Annotated in this window: 16 protein-coding genes; 13 read left to right on the forward strand and 3 right to left on the reverse strand. The window is 56.0% G+C overall.

Annotated features, from left to right (window positions below; translation table 11 throughout):
• Positions 1-2 precede the first annotated feature (2 nt).
• From mepA to OQV00_RS07195, 4 genes are read left to right on the forward strand one after another with little or no spacing between them, the layout of a single operon-like run.
• Positions 3-827 (forward strand): penicillin-insensitive murein endopeptidase, encoded by an 825-nt coding sequence (gene mepA / locus OQV00_RS07180; protein ID WP_004865256.1) that lies wholly within the window; start codon positions 3-5, stop codon positions 825-827.
• Positions 827-1,636, forward strand: coding sequence for a sulfite exporter TauE/SafE family protein (locus OQV00_RS07185; protein ID WP_004865251.1), 810 nt, complete (start codon positions 827-829; stop codon positions 1,634-1,636). The genes mepA and OQV00_RS07185 overlap by 1 nt, the downstream gene beginning before the upstream one ends.
• Positions 1,636-2,184, forward strand: a complete 549-nt coding sequence (locus OQV00_RS07190) for an elongation factor P hydroxylase (protein WP_004865249.1) — start codon at positions 1,636-1,638, stop codon at positions 2,182-2,184. Before OQV00_RS07185 ends, OQV00_RS07190 begins: the two co-directional genes overlap by 1 nt.
• 31 nt (positions 2,185-2,215) lie before the next feature.
• On the forward strand, positions 2,216-2,491 hold the full coding sequence (locus tag OQV00_RS07195) for a YfcL family protein (protein WP_004865246.1): 276 nt from the start codon (positions 2,216-2,218) through the stop codon (positions 2,489-2,491).
• Positions 2,492-2,599: 108 nt separating this feature from the next.
• On the opposite strand, the gene mnmC is transcribed toward OQV00_RS07195, so the two are convergent.
• Positions 2,600-4,588: a bifunctional tRNA (5-methylaminomethyl-2-thiouridine)(34)-methyltransferase MnmC2/FAD-dependent 5-carboxymethylaminomethyl-2-thiouridine(34) oxidoreductase MnmC1 gene (mnmC, locus tag OQV00_RS07200; protein ID WP_015583760.1), complete on the reverse strand. Its 1,989-nt coding sequence runs from the start codon at positions 4,586-4,588 to the stop codon at positions 2,600-2,602.
• Positions 4,589-4,746: 158 nt separating this feature from the next.
• Between mnmC and fabB the strand changes: the two genes are divergently transcribed.
• On the forward strand, positions 4,747-5,964 hold the full coding sequence (fabB, locus tag OQV00_RS07205; protein WP_004865242.1) for a beta-ketoacyl-ACP synthase I: 1,218 nt from the start codon (positions 4,747-4,749) through the stop codon (positions 5,962-5,964).
• Between the two features lie 922 nt (positions 5,965-6,886).
• Positions 6,887-8,062 carry an MFS transporter gene (locus OQV00_RS07210; protein ID WP_004865239.1) on the forward strand — a complete coding sequence of 392 codons (1,176 nt, stop codon included), beginning with the start codon at positions 6,887-6,889 and terminating at the stop codon, positions 8,060-8,062.
• A gap of 15 nt (positions 8,063-8,077) precedes the next feature.
• Here OQV00_RS07210 and OQV00_RS07215 read toward each other — a convergent pair whose 3' ends face one another.
• Positions 8,078-8,797 carry a GntR family transcriptional regulator gene (locus OQV00_RS07215; RefSeq protein ID WP_004865235.1) on the reverse strand — a complete coding sequence of 240 codons (720 nt, stop codon included), beginning with the start codon at positions 8,795-8,797 and terminating at the stop codon, positions 8,078-8,080.
• A 196-nt stretch (positions 8,798-8,993) separates the two neighbouring features.
• Between OQV00_RS07215 and OQV00_RS07220 the strand changes: the two genes are divergently transcribed.
• The 4 genes from OQV00_RS07220 to OQV00_RS07235 all read left to right on the forward strand — a co-directional run bounded on the left by OQV00_RS07220 (position 8,994) and on the right by OQV00_RS07235 (position 12,809).
• Positions 8,994-9,308, forward strand: coding sequence for a PTS sugar transporter subunit IIB (locus OQV00_RS07220; protein ID WP_004865232.1), 315 nt, complete (start codon positions 8,994-8,996; stop codon positions 9,306-9,308).
• A 112-nt stretch (positions 9,309-9,420) separates the two neighbouring features.
• Positions 9,421-10,743 carry a PTS sugar transporter subunit IIC gene (locus OQV00_RS07225; protein ID WP_064368171.1) on the forward strand — a complete coding sequence of 441 codons (1,323 nt, stop codon included), beginning with the start codon at positions 9,421-9,423 and terminating at the stop codon, positions 10,741-10,743.
• Between the two features lie 21 nt (positions 10,744-10,764).
• On the forward strand, positions 10,765-11,076 hold the full coding sequence (locus OQV00_RS07230; RefSeq protein WP_004865228.1) for a PTS lactose/cellobiose transporter subunit IIA: 312 nt from the start codon (positions 10,765-10,767) through the stop codon (positions 11,074-11,076).
• Positions 11,077-11,135: 59 nt separating this feature from the next.
• Positions 11,136-12,809: a carbohydrate porin gene (locus tag OQV00_RS07235; protein ID WP_128320482.1), complete on the forward strand. Its 1,674-nt coding sequence runs from the start codon at positions 11,136-11,138 to the stop codon at positions 12,807-12,809.
• A gap of 95 nt (positions 12,810-12,904) precedes the next feature.
• Here the strand turns inward: OQV00_RS07235 and flk are convergent, their stop codons facing one another.
• Entirely contained in the window at positions 12,905-13,879 is a 975-nt protein-coding gene (flk, locus tag OQV00_RS07240) for a flagella biosynthesis regulator Flk (protein WP_044023501.1), read from the reverse strand.
• 108 nt (positions 13,880-13,987) lie between these two features.
• Between flk and pdxB the strand changes: the two genes are divergently transcribed.
• The 3 genes from pdxB to truA all read left to right on the forward strand — a co-directional run bounded on the left by pdxB (position 13,988) and on the right by truA (position 17,012).
• Positions 13,988-15,124, forward strand: a complete 1,137-nt coding sequence (pdxB, locus tag OQV00_RS07245) for a 4-phosphoerythronate dehydrogenase PdxB (RefSeq protein WP_048023246.1) — start codon at positions 13,988-13,990, stop codon at positions 15,122-15,124.
• 62 nt (positions 15,125-15,186) lie between these two features.
• Positions 15,187-16,200 (forward strand): aspartate-semialdehyde dehydrogenase, encoded by a 1,014-nt coding sequence (locus OQV00_RS07250; protein ID WP_015583767.1) that lies wholly within the window; start codon positions 15,187-15,189, stop codon positions 16,198-16,200.
• Positions 16,200-17,012 (forward strand): tRNA pseudouridine(38-40) synthase TruA, encoded by an 813-nt coding sequence (gene truA, locus OQV00_RS07255; protein WP_015583768.1) that lies wholly within the window; start codon positions 16,200-16,202, stop codon positions 17,010-17,012. The genes OQV00_RS07250 and truA overlap by 1 nt, the downstream gene beginning before the upstream one ends.
• Positions 17,013-17,157: the final 145 nt, after the last annotated feature.

Consider the following 17,157-nt stretch of genomic DNA (forward strand, 5'->3'; position numbering starts at 1 on the left):
CGATGAAAAAAACCGTTATCGCTCTGCTGGCGCTGGTCGCCAGCTCTGCCTGCCTTGCGGCGACGCCGTGGCAAAAAATCACCCAGCCGATTAGCGGCAGCGCGCAGTCAATTGGCGCATTTGCCAACGGCTGTATCGTCGGCGCGCAGGCGCTGCCGCTGAGCGCGACCAGTTATCAGGTCATGCGCACCGACCAGCGCCGCTACTTCGGCCATCCGGACCTGATCCAGTTTATTCAGCGTCTGGGCAATCAGGTGCAGAGTCAGGGAATGGGGACGCTGTTGATTGGCGATATGGGGATGCCAGCGGGCGGACGCTTTAACGGCGGTCATGCCAGTCACCAGAGCGGGCTGGATGTTGATATTTTCCTTCAGCTCCCGCAGACGCGCTGGAGTTCAGCGCAGCTCCTGAAACCACAGGCGCTGGATCTGGTGGCTCGCGACGGCAAGCGCGTGGTGCCGTCGCTGTGGAGCCCGCAAATCAGCCATCTGATTAAGCTAGCGGCAGAAGATAACGACGTCACGCGCATCTTTGTTAATCCGGCAATCAAGCAGCAGCTCTGTCTGGATGCTGGCAACGATCGCGGGTGGCTGCGCAAAGTCCGGCCATGGTTCCAGCATCGTGCACATATGCACGTTCGTCTGCGCTGTCCGGCGGGCAGCCTGGAGTGCGAAGAACAGGCGCCACCGCCACCGGGCGATGGCTGCGGTGCCGAGCTACAAAGCTGGTTTGAACCCCCAAAACCCGGAACAACCTCTCCTGTGAAGAAGACGCCGCCTCCGCTGCCGCCTTCCTGCCAGGCGCTACTGGATGAGCATGTGCTGTAATGGAAAGCTTTATTGAGCTGTTTATGGTGTCGCCGACGGTACTGGTGGCGCTTTTTTTCGTGGCTGTTCTGGCGGGATTTATTGATTCCCTGGCGGGCGGCGGCGGGCTGTTGACGGTTCCGGCGCTGATGGCGGCAGGGCTGCCTCCGGCGCAGGCGCTGGCGACCAACAAGCTGCAGGCCTGCGGGGGATCGCTTTCCGCGTCGCTCTATTTTATCCGCCGCAAGGTGGTGAACCTGGCGGATCAGAAGCTCAATATCCTGATGACGTTTATCGGCTCAACCACCGGTGCGCTGCTGGTGCAGCACGTCCAGTCCGATATTCTGCGCCAGATCCTGCCGGTGCTGGTGATCGGCATTGGCCTGTACTTCCTGCTGATGCCAAAATTAGGCGAAGCAGACCGTCAGCGTCGGCTGTACGGCCTGCCGTTTGCCCTGATCGCCGGCGGCTGCGTAGGTTTTTATGATGGTTTCTTCGGTCCAGGCGCGGGCTCTTTCTATGCGTTGGCTTTCGTCACTCTTGCCGGGTTTAACCTCGCCAAATCCACCGCTCACGCCAAAGTGCTGAACGCGACCTCTAACGTCGGTGGGCTATTGCTGTTTATCATTGGCGGCAAAGTGATTTGGGCGACCGGTTTCGTGATGATGGCGGGGCAGTTTATTGGCGCCCGCGCCGGCTCACGTCTGGTTCTGAGTAAAGGACAATCGTTGATTCGTCCGATGATTGTGGTTGTCTCCGCCGTGATGAGCGCGAAACTTCTTTATGACAGCCACGGTGCTGAAATTCTTCAGTGGTTGGGAATTCATTAATGCAACAGCAACACCATTATCAGCAGCTGATCGCTATTTTTGACGGCTGCTTTGCCGATGATTTTAATACCCGTCTGATTAAAGGCGATGACGAACCGATCTATCTTCCGGCAGATAGCGACGTGCCGTATAACCGCATTGTGTTTGCCCATGGCTTTTACGCCAGCGGCCTGCATGAGATTTCCCACTGGTGCATCGCGGGCAAAGCGCGTCGCGAGCAGGTTGATTTCGGCTACTGGTACTGCCCGGATGGCCGTGATGCCATGACCCAGTGTCAGTTTGAAGATGTTGAGGTGAAACCGCAGGCGCTGGACTGGCTGTTTTGCGTGGCGGCAGGTTTTCCGTTCAACGTGAGCTGTGACAATCTGGAGGGCGACTTCGAGCCTGACCGCATTGCCTTTCAGCGGCGGGTTCATGCACAGGTTATGACCTTGCTGGAGCAAGGGATCCCTGAACGTCCGGCGCGGTTTATCCGCGCGTTACAAGAATATTATCAGACGCCGCCACTGACGGCAGAACAATTCCCGTGGCCGGAAGACCTGCAATAAAGCCACGTTTGACACTAGAAGAGGAAAGACAATGCTCGCGGAGTTTGAATCACGCATTCTGGCGTTGATTGATGAAATGGTAGACCACGCCAGTGATGATGAACTGTTTGCCAGCGGCTATCTGCGCGGCCACCTGACGCTGGCGGTAGCCGAGCTGGAAGGAGGGGACGATCACTCTGCGAAAGCCATCAACGATCGGGTGATTCGCAGCCTGGAGAAAGCGATCGGCGCAGGCGAACTGTCGCCGCCGGACCAGATTCTGGTGCAGGGAATGTGGAATAATTTGTATCAGCGGGCAAAGCAATAATCCCCTGACTGCCTGGCCTGAAAAACAGGCCAGGTCGCGTGACGCCGGGTATCGCCCTGATGTCGCGCGGCTTTTTGTCCCAACCGACGGCGATCGCCGCCGTTCGGCTTATTTCACCGCTTTTCCCTTCAGCAGCTTCCGCACCCATAATCGATTCGGATTCAGCGCCGCCAGCGTCTCTCGGTCCAGCGGCAGCGGTTCGTGGCTCATCTGCGCCGCCAGTATTTCCGCCGTCAGCGGGGCGGAGCATAGCCCGCGCGAACCCAGCGCCCCCAGCACGAACAGATTGCGGTAAACCGGTGCCGTCGGCGCCTGCGTCTGGTGTTCGGCCAGCGTCGCGTACTGCGATAACGTGGCGTCATAATCCGGTACATTGCCCACCATCGGTAGGTGATCGCGGGTGGCGCAGCGCACGCCGCAGCGGGCGTCATTTCCGCGGGTATCTACCTCCTGCACCCATGCTGCCTGCGGGAAGCAGTCGATCAGCCGTTGGCGGTTTTGCTGTTGATCATCGGCGCTAAAGGTCGCCTCCGTCTGTCCGCGGTGGTAGCTGGCCCCGATGCAGTGCTGCTGATAACGTGGGTTTTGTGGCGTCAGGTAGCCGTCGTAGCACAATACCTGGCGCAAAGCGGACAGCGCAGGCGTGGTCGGAATATGGCTCACCTGTCCTGCCACCGGATACGCCGGCAGCCGCGCAGTCTGAGGGAAGTCGGTCAGATGATGGCCGTTTGCCAGCACCACCACCTCATGACGCAGCTGCTCATTGAGCTGCCAGCCGTCATGGTCAGCAGCCAGCGTTGTGACCTTAACCTGATATCGGGTGCGCAGGCCCCGGGTTGCCGCCAGCGCAAAAAGTTCTGCCGTCAGCTGCTGCGGATAGAGCCAGCCCCCGGAGGGATAGGTGATTCCACCGCAGCCGGTTTCGACGCCGGCGATCTGCGCGACGGTTTGCGCGCTGACGGCCGCAGCAATCTCTTCCGGCAGGTCGAGTGCCAGCATCTGCGCGATTTTCTGTGCGCTCTTTTCGTCCCAGGCAAGCTGGGTGACGCCGCACCACTGATGGTCGAACATGATCGGAAGGGCGTCATACAGGCGGCGGGCGAAGGTAAATGCCGCCGGGAAGAAGCGGGCCAGCGCCGGATCGTGCTGGCTAAGCAGAGGATAGAGCGCTCCCTGGCGGTTACCGGATGCGCCTTCAGCCGGGGCGTTATCCGCGCAGTACAAGGTGACTTGCCAGCCGCGGCGGAGCAGCGCGAGCGCAAGCAGGGCGCTGGCGATACCGCCACCGACAATCGCCGCATCGCGTTGCTGGCTACCGGTTCGTGCAAACCAGGGCGTGCGGGCGGGGATATTCAGCGTCCGGGTCATTTCACCGATCAGCATTTCGCGTTTGCGGCCGAACCCTTTACGTTTCTGCATGGTAAAGCCTGCTTCCTGCAGGCCGCGACGGACAAAACCGGCGGAGGTAAAGGTGGCCAGCGTGCCGCCCGGTCTGGCCAGGCGGGCCATTGCCCCGAACAGCTCCGGTGTCCACATATCCGGATTTTTCGCCGGTGCGAAACCATCAAGAAACCAGGCGTCGACCTGCTGATTCAGCGAATCATCGAGCTCGTGGGTCAGCGTGTTGATATCCCCGAACCACAAATCCAGCGTGATGCGTCCGTCATCCAGCAGCAGACGATGGCAGCCAGCGATCGCCAGCGGCCACTGCGCCTGTAATTGTTCTGCCCACGGCGCCAGTTCCGGCCAGTGCTGATGAGCCCGTCGTAGATCGGCGGAGGTCAGCGGAAATTTTTCGAAACTGATGAAATGTAACCTTTGCAGGGTAGCTTCAGGATTATCGCGGCGAAAAACATCAAACGCCTGCCAAAGTGTCAGGAAGTTGAGACCGGTGCCGAACCCGCTCTCGGCGACCACAAACAGCGGGTGTGGATGGGCCGGGAAGCGTGCATCGAGGCGGTTGCCGCCGAGGAAAACGTAGCGCGTCTCTTCCAGACCATTGTCATTGGAAAAGTACACGTCATCGAAATCTCGGGAAACAGGTGTACCCTCAGCGTTGAATTCCAGGTTGGCAGGTTGTATGGCGTTTTGTTTCACGTAAGTTACTCGAATCTCAAGGCGTAGAACGATCTTAACGATGTGTGCCGGGGGGCGCAAATTTATACACAAAATGGCTGATCGGACTTGTTCGGCGTACAAGTGTACGCTATTGTGCGACTCGAAACTTAAAATAGTGTGACTTACAGAGGTATTGAATGAAACGTGCAGTGATTACTGGCCTGGGCATCGTTTCCAGCATCGGTAACAACCAGCAGGAAGTCCTGGAATCTCTGCGTGAAGGGCGCTCGGGGATCACTTTCTCTCAAGAATTCAAAGATTCTGGTATGCGCAGCCACGTGTGGGGTAACGTTAAACTGGACACCACAGGTCTTATCGACCGCAAAGTGGTCCGTTTCATGAACGATGCCTCTATCTATGCTTATCTCTCTATGCAGCAGGCTGTAGCCGATGCTGGACTGAAAGAAGAAGTTTATCAGAACAACCCTCGCGTAGGCCTGATTGCCGGTTCCGGCGGTTCTTCAAAATCTCAGGTGTTTGGCGCAGATGCGATGCGTAGCCCACGCGGCCTGAAAGCAGTTGGTCCTTACGTTGTGACCAAAGCGATGGCTTCTGCGGTATCCGCTTGCCTCGCCACTCCGTTCAAAATCCACGGTGTGAACTATTCTATCAGCTCCGCTTGCGCGACTTCAGCTCACTGTATCGGCAGCGCGGTTGAACAAATTCAGCTTGGCAAACAGGACATCGTTTTTGCTGGCGGCGGCGAAGAGCTGTGCTGGGAAATGGCCTGTGAATTCGACGCCATGGGCGCACTGTCCACCAAATACAACGAAACGCCGGATAAAGCGTCCCGCACTTATGATGCGCACCGCGACGGTTTTGTTATCGCCGGCGGCGGCGGTATGGTTGTGGTTGAGGAGCTGGAGCATGCTCTGGCGCGCGGCGCGCACATCTATGCCGAAGTGGTCGGCTACGGCGCAACGTCTGACGGTGCGGACATGGTTGCTCCGTCTGGTGAGGGCGCAGTACGTTGTATGAAACAGGCAATGGCCGGTGTAGACACGCCGATTGACTACCTGAACTCCCACGGAACCTCGACTCCGGTCGGTGACGTGAAAGAACTGGGTGCCATTCGCGAAGTCTTCGGCGACCACAGCCCGGCTATCTCTGCGACCAAAGCGATGACCGGCCACTCTCTGGGCGCCGCGGGCGTGCAGGAAGCGATCTACTCTCTGCTGATGCTGGAACATGGCTTTATTGCGCCAAGCATTAACATCGAAGAGATGGATGAGCAGGCGGCGGGTCTGAACATCGTCACCAAACCGACTGAACAAGCGCTGACGACCGTGATGTCCAACAGCTTCGGTTTCGGCGGCACCAACGCCACGCTGGTGATGCGTAAACACACGGCATAATCGGCTGGTTATCCAACCGGTATGTCAAAAGGTAGCCTGCGGGCTAATGCGGGTCACTGAAAGGTGACCCGCATTTTTTTTGCTTATCGCAGGCCAGGGCGATGCCGGTAAACGGTGGTTGGCGCCAACGTTTGTTGTTGCCAGAACGGCGGAATATTCCGTTCACCATGAGTCCCGCGTATTTCTGTTTCCTGCGCTGCAGGTGAACGGCCCAGGGCCGGTTTCGCCGGCATTGCGGCAGGAAAATCGTCGCGACGCGATACCTTCGTCTCCGCCGTCTGGCTGTTCGGGGACGGCAAGAGGTAACCTCCCTGTAAGGCGGCCAGAGGGCAGGTCGAGACAGGGGGAGTCCGGCCCGGTCCGCCAGATGAAGCCGGAGTGGAGCATACCGCGCAGCGGCCGTTTTCAGCGCAATGCCGGGGGGCATGGGGGCGAGCGAAACGCCCGCCATGCCGTTCACCCGCAGCGGGTGTGAGAACAGTGGCGGATGCATCGTGCACGGAACATACCGCAAAAGTGAACGGAATATCCCACGGAACACATGCTCCAGAGTACGAAACCCCTCTCGCGCAAACCAGCGTAAAAACGACATCCCTGGCTCAACCGCGGCCTAAAGGAGAGAGACTCCTGCAGAGTGTTGAAAATCTGACAGCGCCGCATCAAAAACGGTAATCTCTTTGAGATGACGGATACTTATACCTTCGCCGGATCGTTCAACCGATCCTGAAACCATCGCCATTAGCCTGCGGGCTCCCTTTTTGTCGGCTTGACAGAGCCGGACCTCTACAGGCAAACTGCTGCGAAACATTATCCCCCCGGTAATGCGTAAGCGTTTAACGTCAACCAACGCGCCTTAACCCTGATAATCAGGTGGAGGGGGCGTGGCTACTACCTCGCCTTACTCTGCGAACTGGAGTAAAGCATGTCCGCAGCGACTGAAACAACAAATACCTCGTCAGCGAATATTCCATTATTTCGTATTACCTTTGCCGTTTTTCTGACCTATATGACCGTCGGCCTGCCGCTACCCGTGATCCCGCTCTTTGTCCACCATGAGCTGGGCTTCGGCAATACGCTGGTCGGCGTAGCGGTGGGCATTCAGTTTCTGGCGACGGTGCTGACCCGTGGCTACGCCGGTCGTCTGGCCGATCAACATGGCGCCAAGCGTTCGGTGCTGCAGGGTATGCTTGCCTGCGCATTAGCCGGGGCGGCGTGGCTGCTGGCCGCGTTACTGCCGGTTTCCGTGCTGGTCAAATTTGCGCTGCTGGTACTGGGGCGTTTGATCCTCGGATTTGGTGAAAGCCAGCTGTTGACCGGAAACCTGAGCTGGGGACTGGGGCTGGTTGGCCCCGCGCGTTCAGGCAAGGTCATGTCCTGGAACGGGATGGCGATGTACGGCTCATTGGCCGTGGGCGCGCCGCTGGGACTGATGATCTACTCGCATTTTGGCGTTGTGGTTCTCGCCTGCGTCACGATGGGACTACCGCTGCTGGCGCTGGCAATCAATGGTACGGTCAGTAAAGTTCCGGCGCACGGCGGCGAACGGCCATCGCTATGGAGCGTCGTCGGTATGATCTGGCGTCCGGGCATCGGTCTGGGGCTGCAAGGGGTGGGGTTTGCCGTGATTGGTACCTTTGTCTCACTCTATTTCGCCAGCCGCGGCTGGGCGATGGCGGGCTTCACGCTGACCGCGTTTGGCGGCGCCTTTGTGCTGATGCGTATCCTGTTTGGCTGGATGCCGGATCGCTTTGGCGGCATAAAAGTGGCGATGGTGTCGCTGCTGATCGAGGCCATTGGCCTGACGCTGCTGTGGCTGGCGCCAGATGCCTGGGTTGCCCTGGCCGGTGCGGCGTTGACCGGTTGCGGCTGCTCGCTCATCTTCCCGTCCCTTGGCGTTGAAGTCGTCAAACGCGTACCGGCTCAGGTTCGCGGTACCGCGCTCGGCGGCTATGCGGCCTTTCAGGATATTTCATACGGTGTCACCGGCCCGCTTGCCGGGCTGCTCGCCACGTCGCTGGGCTACTCTTCTGTTTTTCTGGCGGGGGCAATATGCGCGGTTCTGGGCATTTTCATGACGCTGTTCTCCCTACGTCAATAACGTGATTCCCGGTCTTCAGCGAGGGAGACCGGGGGCTTTCCGTGGAAGGTAATACTTCACCTGAAACTCAAACATGTTGGTATAGAGAATGGAATAGTCGATCGGCTGATGCTGCTCATCAATCGCCTGAGTTTGCATTTTGATGATCGGATCTTTGGTACTGATATGCAGCAGCGTGGCCAGTTCCGGGGAGGGGAGTATCGGCACAATGGATTCGTAGCAACCGTCAATTCGTATCCCGCATTCGTTTTCTATATACGAGAACTTCGACTTTTTCATATGGGCGATGGTCAGGTCAGGAAAGCGCGTTGCCGAGAGCCAGGTTTCTTCTAATTGCATCGCAATGTTATCGATAAAACGCAATCTTTTAGCATAATATACAAGTTCACCGTGCTGTAACTGCAAACCTTTCGCGATTTCTTGCGAGGCGGTTTGCAATTCAAATTTGAGAATTTGACTAGAGGGCGTTTTGCCTTCGTTGCGGGCAATTTCGGTAAAACTGTCTAAATGCGTCACCGATGCCTGGAAATGTTTATTTCTAATCCAGGTCCCCGAACCGTGTCGCCGCTCGATTAAACCCTCCTCCTCCAGAGCCTTTAGCGCCTTACGTAGTGTATTTCGCGAAACATCATAAAGTTCTGCTAATTCTTTTTCTGATGGCAGAAGATCGCCAATGCTATAGAGCGGACTATTAATTTTGTTTTTCAGTAAATTAACTACATTTTTATAAACCACTTTTGAACCTCAATAATCCCTTTTAAAACATTGGGTTGTTGTTATGCATCGTTAAATTTACGCCAACACGTTCATTTTTTTCCTGGTTTCTGAACAACTTTTCTCTTGCTAACTGTGATCGCAACTGCGGATAAGAAAATTAACAATTATTACAGTGCTCGTCAATTGAGACTGATGAACAGGAAAGGGAAGGAAAATGAAAAATATATTGTTAGTTTGTGCTGCCGGGATGTCCACCAGTATGTTAGTGAAACGCATGCAGGAGCATGCTGCGGCGTCAGGGATTGCGGTAAATATCAATGCGCTGGCCATTTCTGAAGCCAAAGAAAAAATCAAAAAAAACGCAGTGGATGTGGTTTTATTAGGGCCGCAGGTTCGTTTCCAGAAAAGTGAAATAGAAGAGGTGGCTCACGGTAAAATGCCGGTTGCGGTTATTGATATGAAATATTACGGGCAAATGGATGGCCCGGCGGTGTTAGACAGTGCGCTTACCTTACTGGCCAATAAATAATTCTTTGTCTATTACCCCGGTTAACGCCTGAATTTCAGCGTCGTGCCGCCGGATACCTCTGCTCCAGTGCTGGGGCGCTATCGCAGATTATCGATAAAAATAAGGGTTCATCATGAGTTTTATGAATGCCTTTGAACGCGGCATGGAGAAAATCCTTGTCCCCGTGGCTATAAAACTAAATTCTCAGATTCACGTATCGGCGATTCGGGATGCATTTATTTTATCCTTCCCAATCGTGATGGCCAGTTCGCTGATTATCTTAATTAACTTTGCAATATTGTCTCCTGATGGTTTTATTGCCAGCATTTTACATTTGGGAACAATATTCCCGAATCTTGCTGACGCGCAGCAAATTTTTACCCCGGTGATGAATGGCTCAGTCAATATTATGGCAATATTGATTACCTTTCTCGTCGCGCGCAATATCGCGATTAGCTTCCAGCAGGACGATCTGCTGTGCGGACTAACGGCGATTGGCGCCTTTTTTGTGGTCTATACACCTTATACCATCATCGATGGTCAGGCTTATCTGACGACAAAATATCTCGGGCCGCAGGGGCTGTTTGTAGCCATTATCGTTGCGCTGATCTCCAGCGAGGTCTTTTGCCGGCTGGCGCGTAACCCGAAAGTGACCATTACGATGCCGGCAGCGGTACCGCCGGCGGTGGCGCGCTCGTTCAAGGTGCTGCTGCCGATCTTCTTTGTGATGATTTTCTTTTCCATCATAAACTACCTGCTGACCCGCATCTCGCCGAACGGCCTTAACGATCTGATCTATACGCTGATTCAGGCGCCGCTGAAGGATATGGGGACCAACATTATCACCGTTCTGATTCTGGGGCTGGTGGCAAACTTCCTGTGGGTGCTGGGGATCCACGGGCCCAATACCGTTGCGGCGATTCGGGAAACTATTTTCTCGGAAGCGAATCTGGAAAACCTCTCCTATGCGGCCTCACACGGCACCACATGGGGGGCGCCTTATCCGATAACCTGGACCGGCATCAACGATGCGTTCGCCAACTGCGGCGGCTCGGGGATGACGCTGGGGCTGCTGCTGGCCATCTTCATCGCTTCGCGGCGTAAGGATTATCGCGATCTGGCGAAAATGGCCTTCGTACCGGGTTTGTTCAATATCAACGAACCGGTGATGTTTGGTTTACCGATCGTCCTGAACCCGATTCTGGTGATTCCGTTTATCCTGGTTCCTTTCATTAACTCGTTGATTGGTTACTTCTTTATTAGCATGGAGTTTATTCCGCCGATTGCCTATGCGGTTCCGTGGACCACGCCAGGTCCGCTGATTGCCTTCTTTGGGACCGGCGGTAACTGGTTAGCGCTCTTTGTCGGCATTCTGTGCCTCGCTGTTTCAACGCTGATCTATTTACCGTTTGTGATTGCGGCGAACAAGGTGAATACCGCAGCGGCCGCTGAGTAATAAAAACGTGGGGAAATAAATATGTTTGCTGATGAAAGCACGGTGATGGAACTGCTTATCCATGCCGGACAGGCCCGCTCGGATGCAATGGAGGCCATCGCCGCCTCGCGCCGCCGGGAATGGGAGACCGTTGAGACGCTAATGGCCAGCTCAGAAATGGCCTGCCGGGAGGCGCACAAGATACAAACGGCGCTGATTGGTCTGGATGAAGGCTGCGGGAAAATGACCGTCAATCTCATTCTGGTTCACGCGCAGGACCATTTAATGACCGCGATGCTGTGCCAGGACTTAGCCAAAGAAATTATTGCGCTGCGACAAGAAATCTCTGCCTGACTTTCCCTGCCTTCAGTCATCCGGCTGAAGGCGTATTATAAAAATATGCAAGGTACTCTATGTATTCAAGTCAATTGAAGGTTAGCTTATTGTCTCTATCGGTACTTCTGGCTATTTCGTCACCCGCTGTTTTAGCAGCGAAATTAACGATTGAACAGCGTCTTGAATTGCTGGAATCAGAATTATCAGCCAATAAAAAAGAATTGCAAAAAACGCAATCACAATTATCGACATATAAAGATAAAGTGGCCGTGTTGCAAAAAAGTATAAAAGAGAATGAACAAAGAAATGTCACCGCGGGTTACCCGACGGCGACCTCTCCGGTGGCAGAAAATATCGCCAATGAAAATAATGAAATCAGCCAACGGGCGGCGCCGGCAGAAGTCAAAGCGACACAGCAGGTGGCGGTCATTAATACCGACGGCAAGAAGGCGAAAGTTGAGAGCGTGACCATGAAGGATCTCAGCAAATTCGTCAAAGAGGATATTGGCTTCAGCTATCAGGGTTATCTACGTTCCGGCTGGGGCACCTCAAATCACGGGTCGTCGCAGACCTATGCGGCGGGTTCGCTGGGCCGTTTTGGTAATGAAATGAGCGGCTGGTTTGATTTGACCTTAAATCAGCGGGTTTATAACCAGGATGGGAAAACCGCCAACGCCGTCGTGACCTACGATGGTAATGTTGGTGAGCAGTATAACGATGCCTGGTTTGGCGACACCAATAACGAAAATATTCTTCAGTTCAGCGATATCTATCTCACCACCAAAGGATTCCTGCCGTTTGCGCCGGAGGCTGATTTTTGGGTCGGTAAACACAAGCTGCCGGAGTATGAAATCCAGATGCTTGACTGGAAATCGTTGACCACCGATGTTGCAGCCGGTGTCGGGATCCAGAACTGGGCGCTGGGCGTCGGGCAGCTTGACGCGTCTCTCAGCCGCAATGATGTGGATGTTTATTCGCGTGATTTCACGCAGACCACACAAATGAACACCAATTCGGTGGATCTGCGCTATCGCAACATTCCGCTGTGGAAAAACGGCTCGCTGTCGTTGATGGGCAAATATGCTTTTGCAAACAAGAATGATGAACAGGAGAAAAACGAGGAGAACAATAGCTACTTTACGCTCAAGGATAGCTGGATGGCCACCGGGATCATCCGTCAGGAGCTGGCGCGTAAGGGCTTTAATGAATTTACGCTCCAGGTGGCGAATAACGCTTATGCCAGCAGTTTCTCGAACTTCTCCGGCGCCAGTAACTCCATGGCTCACGGGCGCTACTACTATGGCGATCATACTAATGGCGTCGCTTTACGTTTGATTTCACAGGGCGAAATGTACCTGGCCGATCGCGTGATTATGGCCAATGCGCTGGTCTGGTCGCACGGGAACGATATCTACAGTTACGAAAGCGGCGCGCATAGCGATTTTGACAGCTTCCGCGCGGTGATTCGTCCGGCGTGGATTTGGGATACCTGGAATCAGACCGGGGTGGAGTTAGGCTGGTTTGCGCAGAAAAACAAAACGGAGCAAGGCAAGGATTTGAAAGAATCGGCGTATAAAACGACGCTCTATCATGCGCTGAAAGTCGGGCCGAGTCTGTTAGGTTCGCGACCGGAAATTCGTTTCTACGGGACCTATATCAATATTCTGGATAACGACCTGTCACAGTACCGGTTCAACGACGACAGCAAAGATGAATTGATGCTGGGCGTGCAGGCCGAGGTGTGGTGGTAATTGCCTCATCAAGACACCAACGCCCGCATCGTGCGGGCGTTTGAGTATAAAGATAACCGCCACCGATACCCTGTCTGCCGGCCAGCAACGCGGAATTACATCACCAGCCAGAGCAGAGCGATAAGCAGTATCAATACCAGAACAATCACTCCCGGCTTTTTGAGCCGCCCGACGAGCGAAGAGGGTTCCGGCGGCAGCGCGGGAATGGCCAGCGTTTCTTGCGCCCGGGCGACACGAAGCACAAAGACCTTATTCAGCAGCGTCAGAATCTGCGTTGCGCTCAACGCCGTTTGCGGCGTGACGTGCCAGTTGTGCTGGGCGAAATCGACGATCTTTTGCCACTCCTGCGCTTCCAGCGGCTGCTTCAGCGCCGCCTGCAGAGAGGTCAGGGTCGGGGCTGACTGCGCGCTGAGCGTCTGCCGCGCCTGTAGCCAGTAGGAGAGGGGAGTGAAGTGGGTAGCCGGAATCAGCTCACCGGTTTTTACACCGCACAGCTCCAGCATTGACTGCCAGATCAGTTTCCCGGGTTCGCCGGTTGCGGCGGCAAGACGGCTTACCTGCTGATTAAGCGTGTTGTGCTCCGCGGGCAACAGCGGGCGCAGAGTCGGCTGGCGCTGCTGCGGCTGAGGGATCGACAGCTGGCCGTTTTGCAGGAGCTGCAGCATATTTTGCAACTGCTCCTGCGTCAGCGCATGCAGCGTCGTTTGCCCATAATGCTGGCGAATATAATCGCTCACTGCCTGACGGTTGTTCCCCTGACTCAGCAACTCGCTCAACTGCGCCAGAATCTGGCGCTGATGGTGATTTTGCTGCGCCACGGTTACGCGTTGATTCAGGTTGTTTTCGGCAGCGCTAAAGTGGCACGCCAGCAGCGGCGCATCGCCTTTGAGCCCCAGATCGTGCTTGATTCCCGCCCACACTTCCGCGTTCTGCTGCGAGGTTAACGCGACCAGGCGCGTAATCAGTCGCTCGAGAACGGTACGTTGTTGCATGGTTAGCGCGGGCTCTCCGGCGACGGAAGCGCCGGTTCCCGGGGGACGATCGGACATACCTGAAACGGGTTGTGTCATATTAATCCTTTCCGTATTGCTGTACAGAGGCCCGGTGATGATGTTCCTGGCGGCGAGATTATGGCACACTTCCCCGGTTTACTCTCGTTCTCAGACAGGTACTGAACCGTGAAAATCCTCGTTGATGAAAATATGCCCTATGCCCGCGAGCTTTTTAGTCGCCTGGGCGAAGTCGAGGCGGTCCCCGGCCGTCCCGTCCCCGTCGACGCGCTGACCGGCGCCGATGCGTTGATGGTTCGCTCGGTCACGAAAGTCAATGAAGCGCTGCTCGCCGGCAAGGCAATTAAATTCGTGGGCACCGCGACAGCCGGTACCGATCATGTCGATCAGACGTGGCTGCAGCAGGCCGGAATTGGCTTTTCTGCCGCGCCCGGTTGCAATGCGATAGCGGTCGTAGAATATGTTTTCTCGGCGCTGCTGATGCTGGCTGAGCGCGACGGTTTCGCGCTGACCGATCGTACCGTCGGCATCGTCGGCGTTGGCAACGTCGGTGGGCGCCTGCAAAAGCGTCTGGAAGCGCTGGGGATCAAAACGCTGCTGTGCGATCCGCCGCGTGCCGACCGGGGCGATGAAGGCGACTTCCGTACCCTGGATGAGCTGGTAGAGGAAGCGGACGTTCTGACGTTCCACACGCCTTTATATAAAGAAGGTCGTTACAAAACCCTGCATCTGGCGGATGAGGCGCTGATTCGCCGTCTGAAACCGGGAAGCGTACTGATCAATGCCTGCCGCGGACCGGTGGTGGATAACGGCGCGCTGCTGGCCTGTCTGCAAAGCGGGCAGGCGTTGAGCGTCGTGCTTGATGTCTGGGAACCTGAGCCGGATTTGAACCTTGCGCTGCTGGATCGCGTAGATATTGGCACCGCGCACATCGCGGGCTACACCCTCGAAGGCAAAGCGCGCGGGACGACGCAGGTGTTTGAAGCCTACAGCGCCTTTATCGGCCATCCGCAACAGGTGGCGCTGGACACGTTGCTGCCCGCCCCGGAGTTTGGCCGCATTACCCTGCACGGCGCGCTCGATCAGCCAACGCTGAAACGATTGGTGCATTTGGTGTATGATGTGCGCCGCGATGATGCGCCGCTGCGAAAAGTGGCCGGCGTGCCGGGTGAGTTTGACAAGCTGCGCAAAAATTATCAGGAACGCCGCGAATGGTCATCACTGTACGTGCAGTGCAGCGATGTGCAGGCGGCGACGCTGCTGCGTCAGCTCGGTTTTAATGCCGTACATCACCCCATTCGTTAATGTCTTCTTAATGACCCTGTTGGATACTCCGGCAGGGTCGCTTTTCTCTGGAGTAAACCACCATGTCTGAAGGCTGGAATATTGCCGTACTGGGCGCAACGGGCGCCGTCGGCGAAGCCCTGCTCGACACCCTTGCTGAACGTCAGTTCCCGGTGGGTGATATCTATGCGCTGGCGCGCAATGAGAGCGCGGGAGAGCATCTGCGTTTTAGCGGTAAGTCGGTGATCGTGCAGGATGCTGCCGTATTTGACTGGACCCAGGTACAGCTGGCCTTTTTTGCCGCCGGCGTTGAAGCGACGGCGGCCTATGTTGATGAGGCGACCAATGCCGGTTGTCTGGTTATCGATCTCAGCGGTCTGTTTGCGCTGGAGCCGGACGTACCGCTGGTTGTGCCGGAAGTGAACCCGTTTGTGCTGGCCGATTATCGCAATCGCAACGTCATCGCCGTCGCCAACAGCCTGACCAGCCAGCTGCTGACGGCGCTGAAACCGCTGATCGATGAAGGCGGCCTGTCGCGTATCAGCGTGACCAGCCTGATCTCCGCTTCCGCATACGGTAAAAAAGCCGTTGATGCGCTGGCGGGGCAGAGCGCGAAGCTGCTCAACGGTATGCCAATCGATGATGAAGATTTCTTTGGCCGTCAGCTGGCGTTTAACATGCTGCCGCTGCTGCCGGATCGTGAAGGTAGCGTGCGCGAAGAGCGCCGTATTGTCGATGAAGTTCGTAAGATCCTCCAGGATGAAGGATTGATGGTTTCAGCCAGCGTCGTGCAGTCGCCGGTGTTCTACGGTCATGCGCAGATGGTGAACTTCGAAGCGATGCGTCCGCTGGCGGCGGAAGAGGCTCGCGATGCCTTCACTCGCGGCGAAGATATTGAGCTCTCCGCCGAGCGCGAATTCCCGACTCAGGTCGGCGATGCTTCAGGTACTGCGCAACTCTCCGTCGGCTGTGTACGCAATGATTACGGCATGCCGGAACAGATTCAGTTCTGGTCCGTTGCCGATAACGTCCGCTTCGGCGGCGCGCTGATGGCGGTGAAAATCGCGGAGAAACTGGTGCAGGAGTATTTGTACTGATGTCTGAGATGGAGCAGCAGCCGGTCTATAAAATCGCGCTGGGCATCGAGTACGACGGCAGCAAATATTACGGCTGGCAGCGGCAAAACGAAGTTCGCAGCGTGCAGGAGAAGCTGGAAAAGGCGCTCTCGCAGGTGGCAAATGAACCGATTAACGTATTCTGCGCCGGTCGCACCGACGCCGGTGTTCATGGCACCGGCCAGGTTGTGCATTTTGAGACCCACGCGCTGCGCAAAGACGCGGCCTGGACGCTGGGGGTCAATGCGAATTTGCCGGGCGATATCGCCGTCCGTTGGGTGAAACATGTCCCGGACGATTTTCACGCCCGCTTCAGCGCCACCGCGCGTCGCTACCGTTACGTCATCTATAATCACCGTCTGCGTCCGGCGGTGTTAAGCCAGGGCGTCACCCATTATCATCAGCCTCTGGATGCGGAGCGGATGCAGCGCGCCGCCCAGTGTTTGCTGGGTGAAAATGATTTCACCTCATTTCGCGCGGTGCAGTGTCAGTCGCGCACGCCGTGGCGAAATATTAACCATATTAGCGTCACGCGGTATGGCGCGTATGTGGTGGTGGATATCAAAGCGAATGCCTTTGTACATCATATGGTAAGGAACATTGTCGGCAGCCTGATGGAAGTAGGGGCCGGGAACCAGCCAGAGAGCTGGATAGCAGAACTTCTGGCGGCGAAAGACAGGAAGCTGGCCGCCGCGACGGCAAAAGCAGAAGGGTTGTATCTGGTGTCGGTAGATTATCCGGCCCGCTACGATCTGCCGGTGATGCCGATGGGCCCGCTGTTTCTGGCGGACTAACATTAACGCTTTATCCTTCAGGCTGCCCGCTTGTTGGCCGCATCTGAGCGTTCCGGTCGGGGAATTATTTCTACGACCGGAAACGAGCGGTTTGTTGTCGCACGGCATCCTGGCCGATTTTGTGTCGTGTCATTAAGGACTCATA

This window comes from Klebsiella sp. DY2415 (genome assembly GCF_026314315.1).
Lineage (GTDB): Bacteria > Pseudomonadota > Gammaproteobacteria > Enterobacterales > Enterobacteriaceae > Klebsiella > Klebsiella ornithinolytica.

What these genes read in the sequence shown, in the direction of transcription:
- flk (WP_044023501.1), bottom strand. Translation starts at nt 13,879, where the DNA reads ATGACACAACCCGTTTCAGGTATGTCCGATCGTCCCCCGGGAACCGGC.
- mepA (WP_004865256.1), top strand. Translation starts at nt 3, where the DNA reads ATGAAAAAAACCGTTATCGCTCTGCTGGCGCTGGTCGCCAGCTCTGCC.
- OQV00_RS07195 (WP_004865246.1), top strand. Translation starts at nt 2,216, where the DNA reads ATGCTCGCGGAGTTTGAATCACGCATTCTGGCGTTGATTGATGAAATG.
- OQV00_RS07185 (WP_004865251.1), top strand. Translation starts at nt 827, where the DNA reads ATGGAAAGCTTTATTGAGCTGTTTATGGTGTCGCCGACGGTACTGGTG.
- fabB (WP_004865242.1), top strand. Translation starts at nt 4,747, where the DNA reads ATGAAACGTGCAGTGATTACTGGCCTGGGCATCGTTTCCAGCATCGGT.
- OQV00_RS07210 (WP_004865239.1), top strand. Translation starts at nt 6,887, where the DNA reads ATGTCCGCAGCGACTGAAACAACAAATACCTCGTCAGCGAATATTCCA.
- OQV00_RS07220 (WP_004865232.1), top strand. Translation starts at nt 8,994, where the DNA reads ATGAAAAATATATTGTTAGTTTGTGCTGCCGGGATGTCCACCAGTATG.
- OQV00_RS07250 (WP_015583767.1), top strand. Translation starts at nt 15,187, where the DNA reads ATGTCTGAAGGCTGGAATATTGCCGTACTGGGCGCAACGGGCGCCGTC.
- OQV00_RS07225 (WP_064368171.1), top strand. Translation starts at nt 9,421, where the DNA reads ATGAGTTTTATGAATGCCTTTGAACGCGGCATGGAGAAAATCCTTGTC.
- OQV00_RS07190 (WP_004865249.1), top strand. Translation starts at nt 1,636, where the DNA reads ATGCAACAGCAACACCATTATCAGCAGCTGATCGCTATTTTTGACGGC.
- OQV00_RS07235 (WP_128320482.1), top strand. Translation starts at nt 11,136, where the DNA reads ATGTATTCAAGTCAATTGAAGGTTAGCTTATTGTCTCTATCGGTACTT.
- truA (WP_015583768.1), top strand. Translation starts at nt 16,200, where the DNA reads ATGTCTGAGATGGAGCAGCAGCCGGTCTATAAAATCGCGCTGGGCATC.
- OQV00_RS07230 (WP_004865228.1), top strand. Translation starts at nt 10,765, where the DNA reads ATGTTTGCTGATGAAAGCACGGTGATGGAACTGCTTATCCATGCCGGA.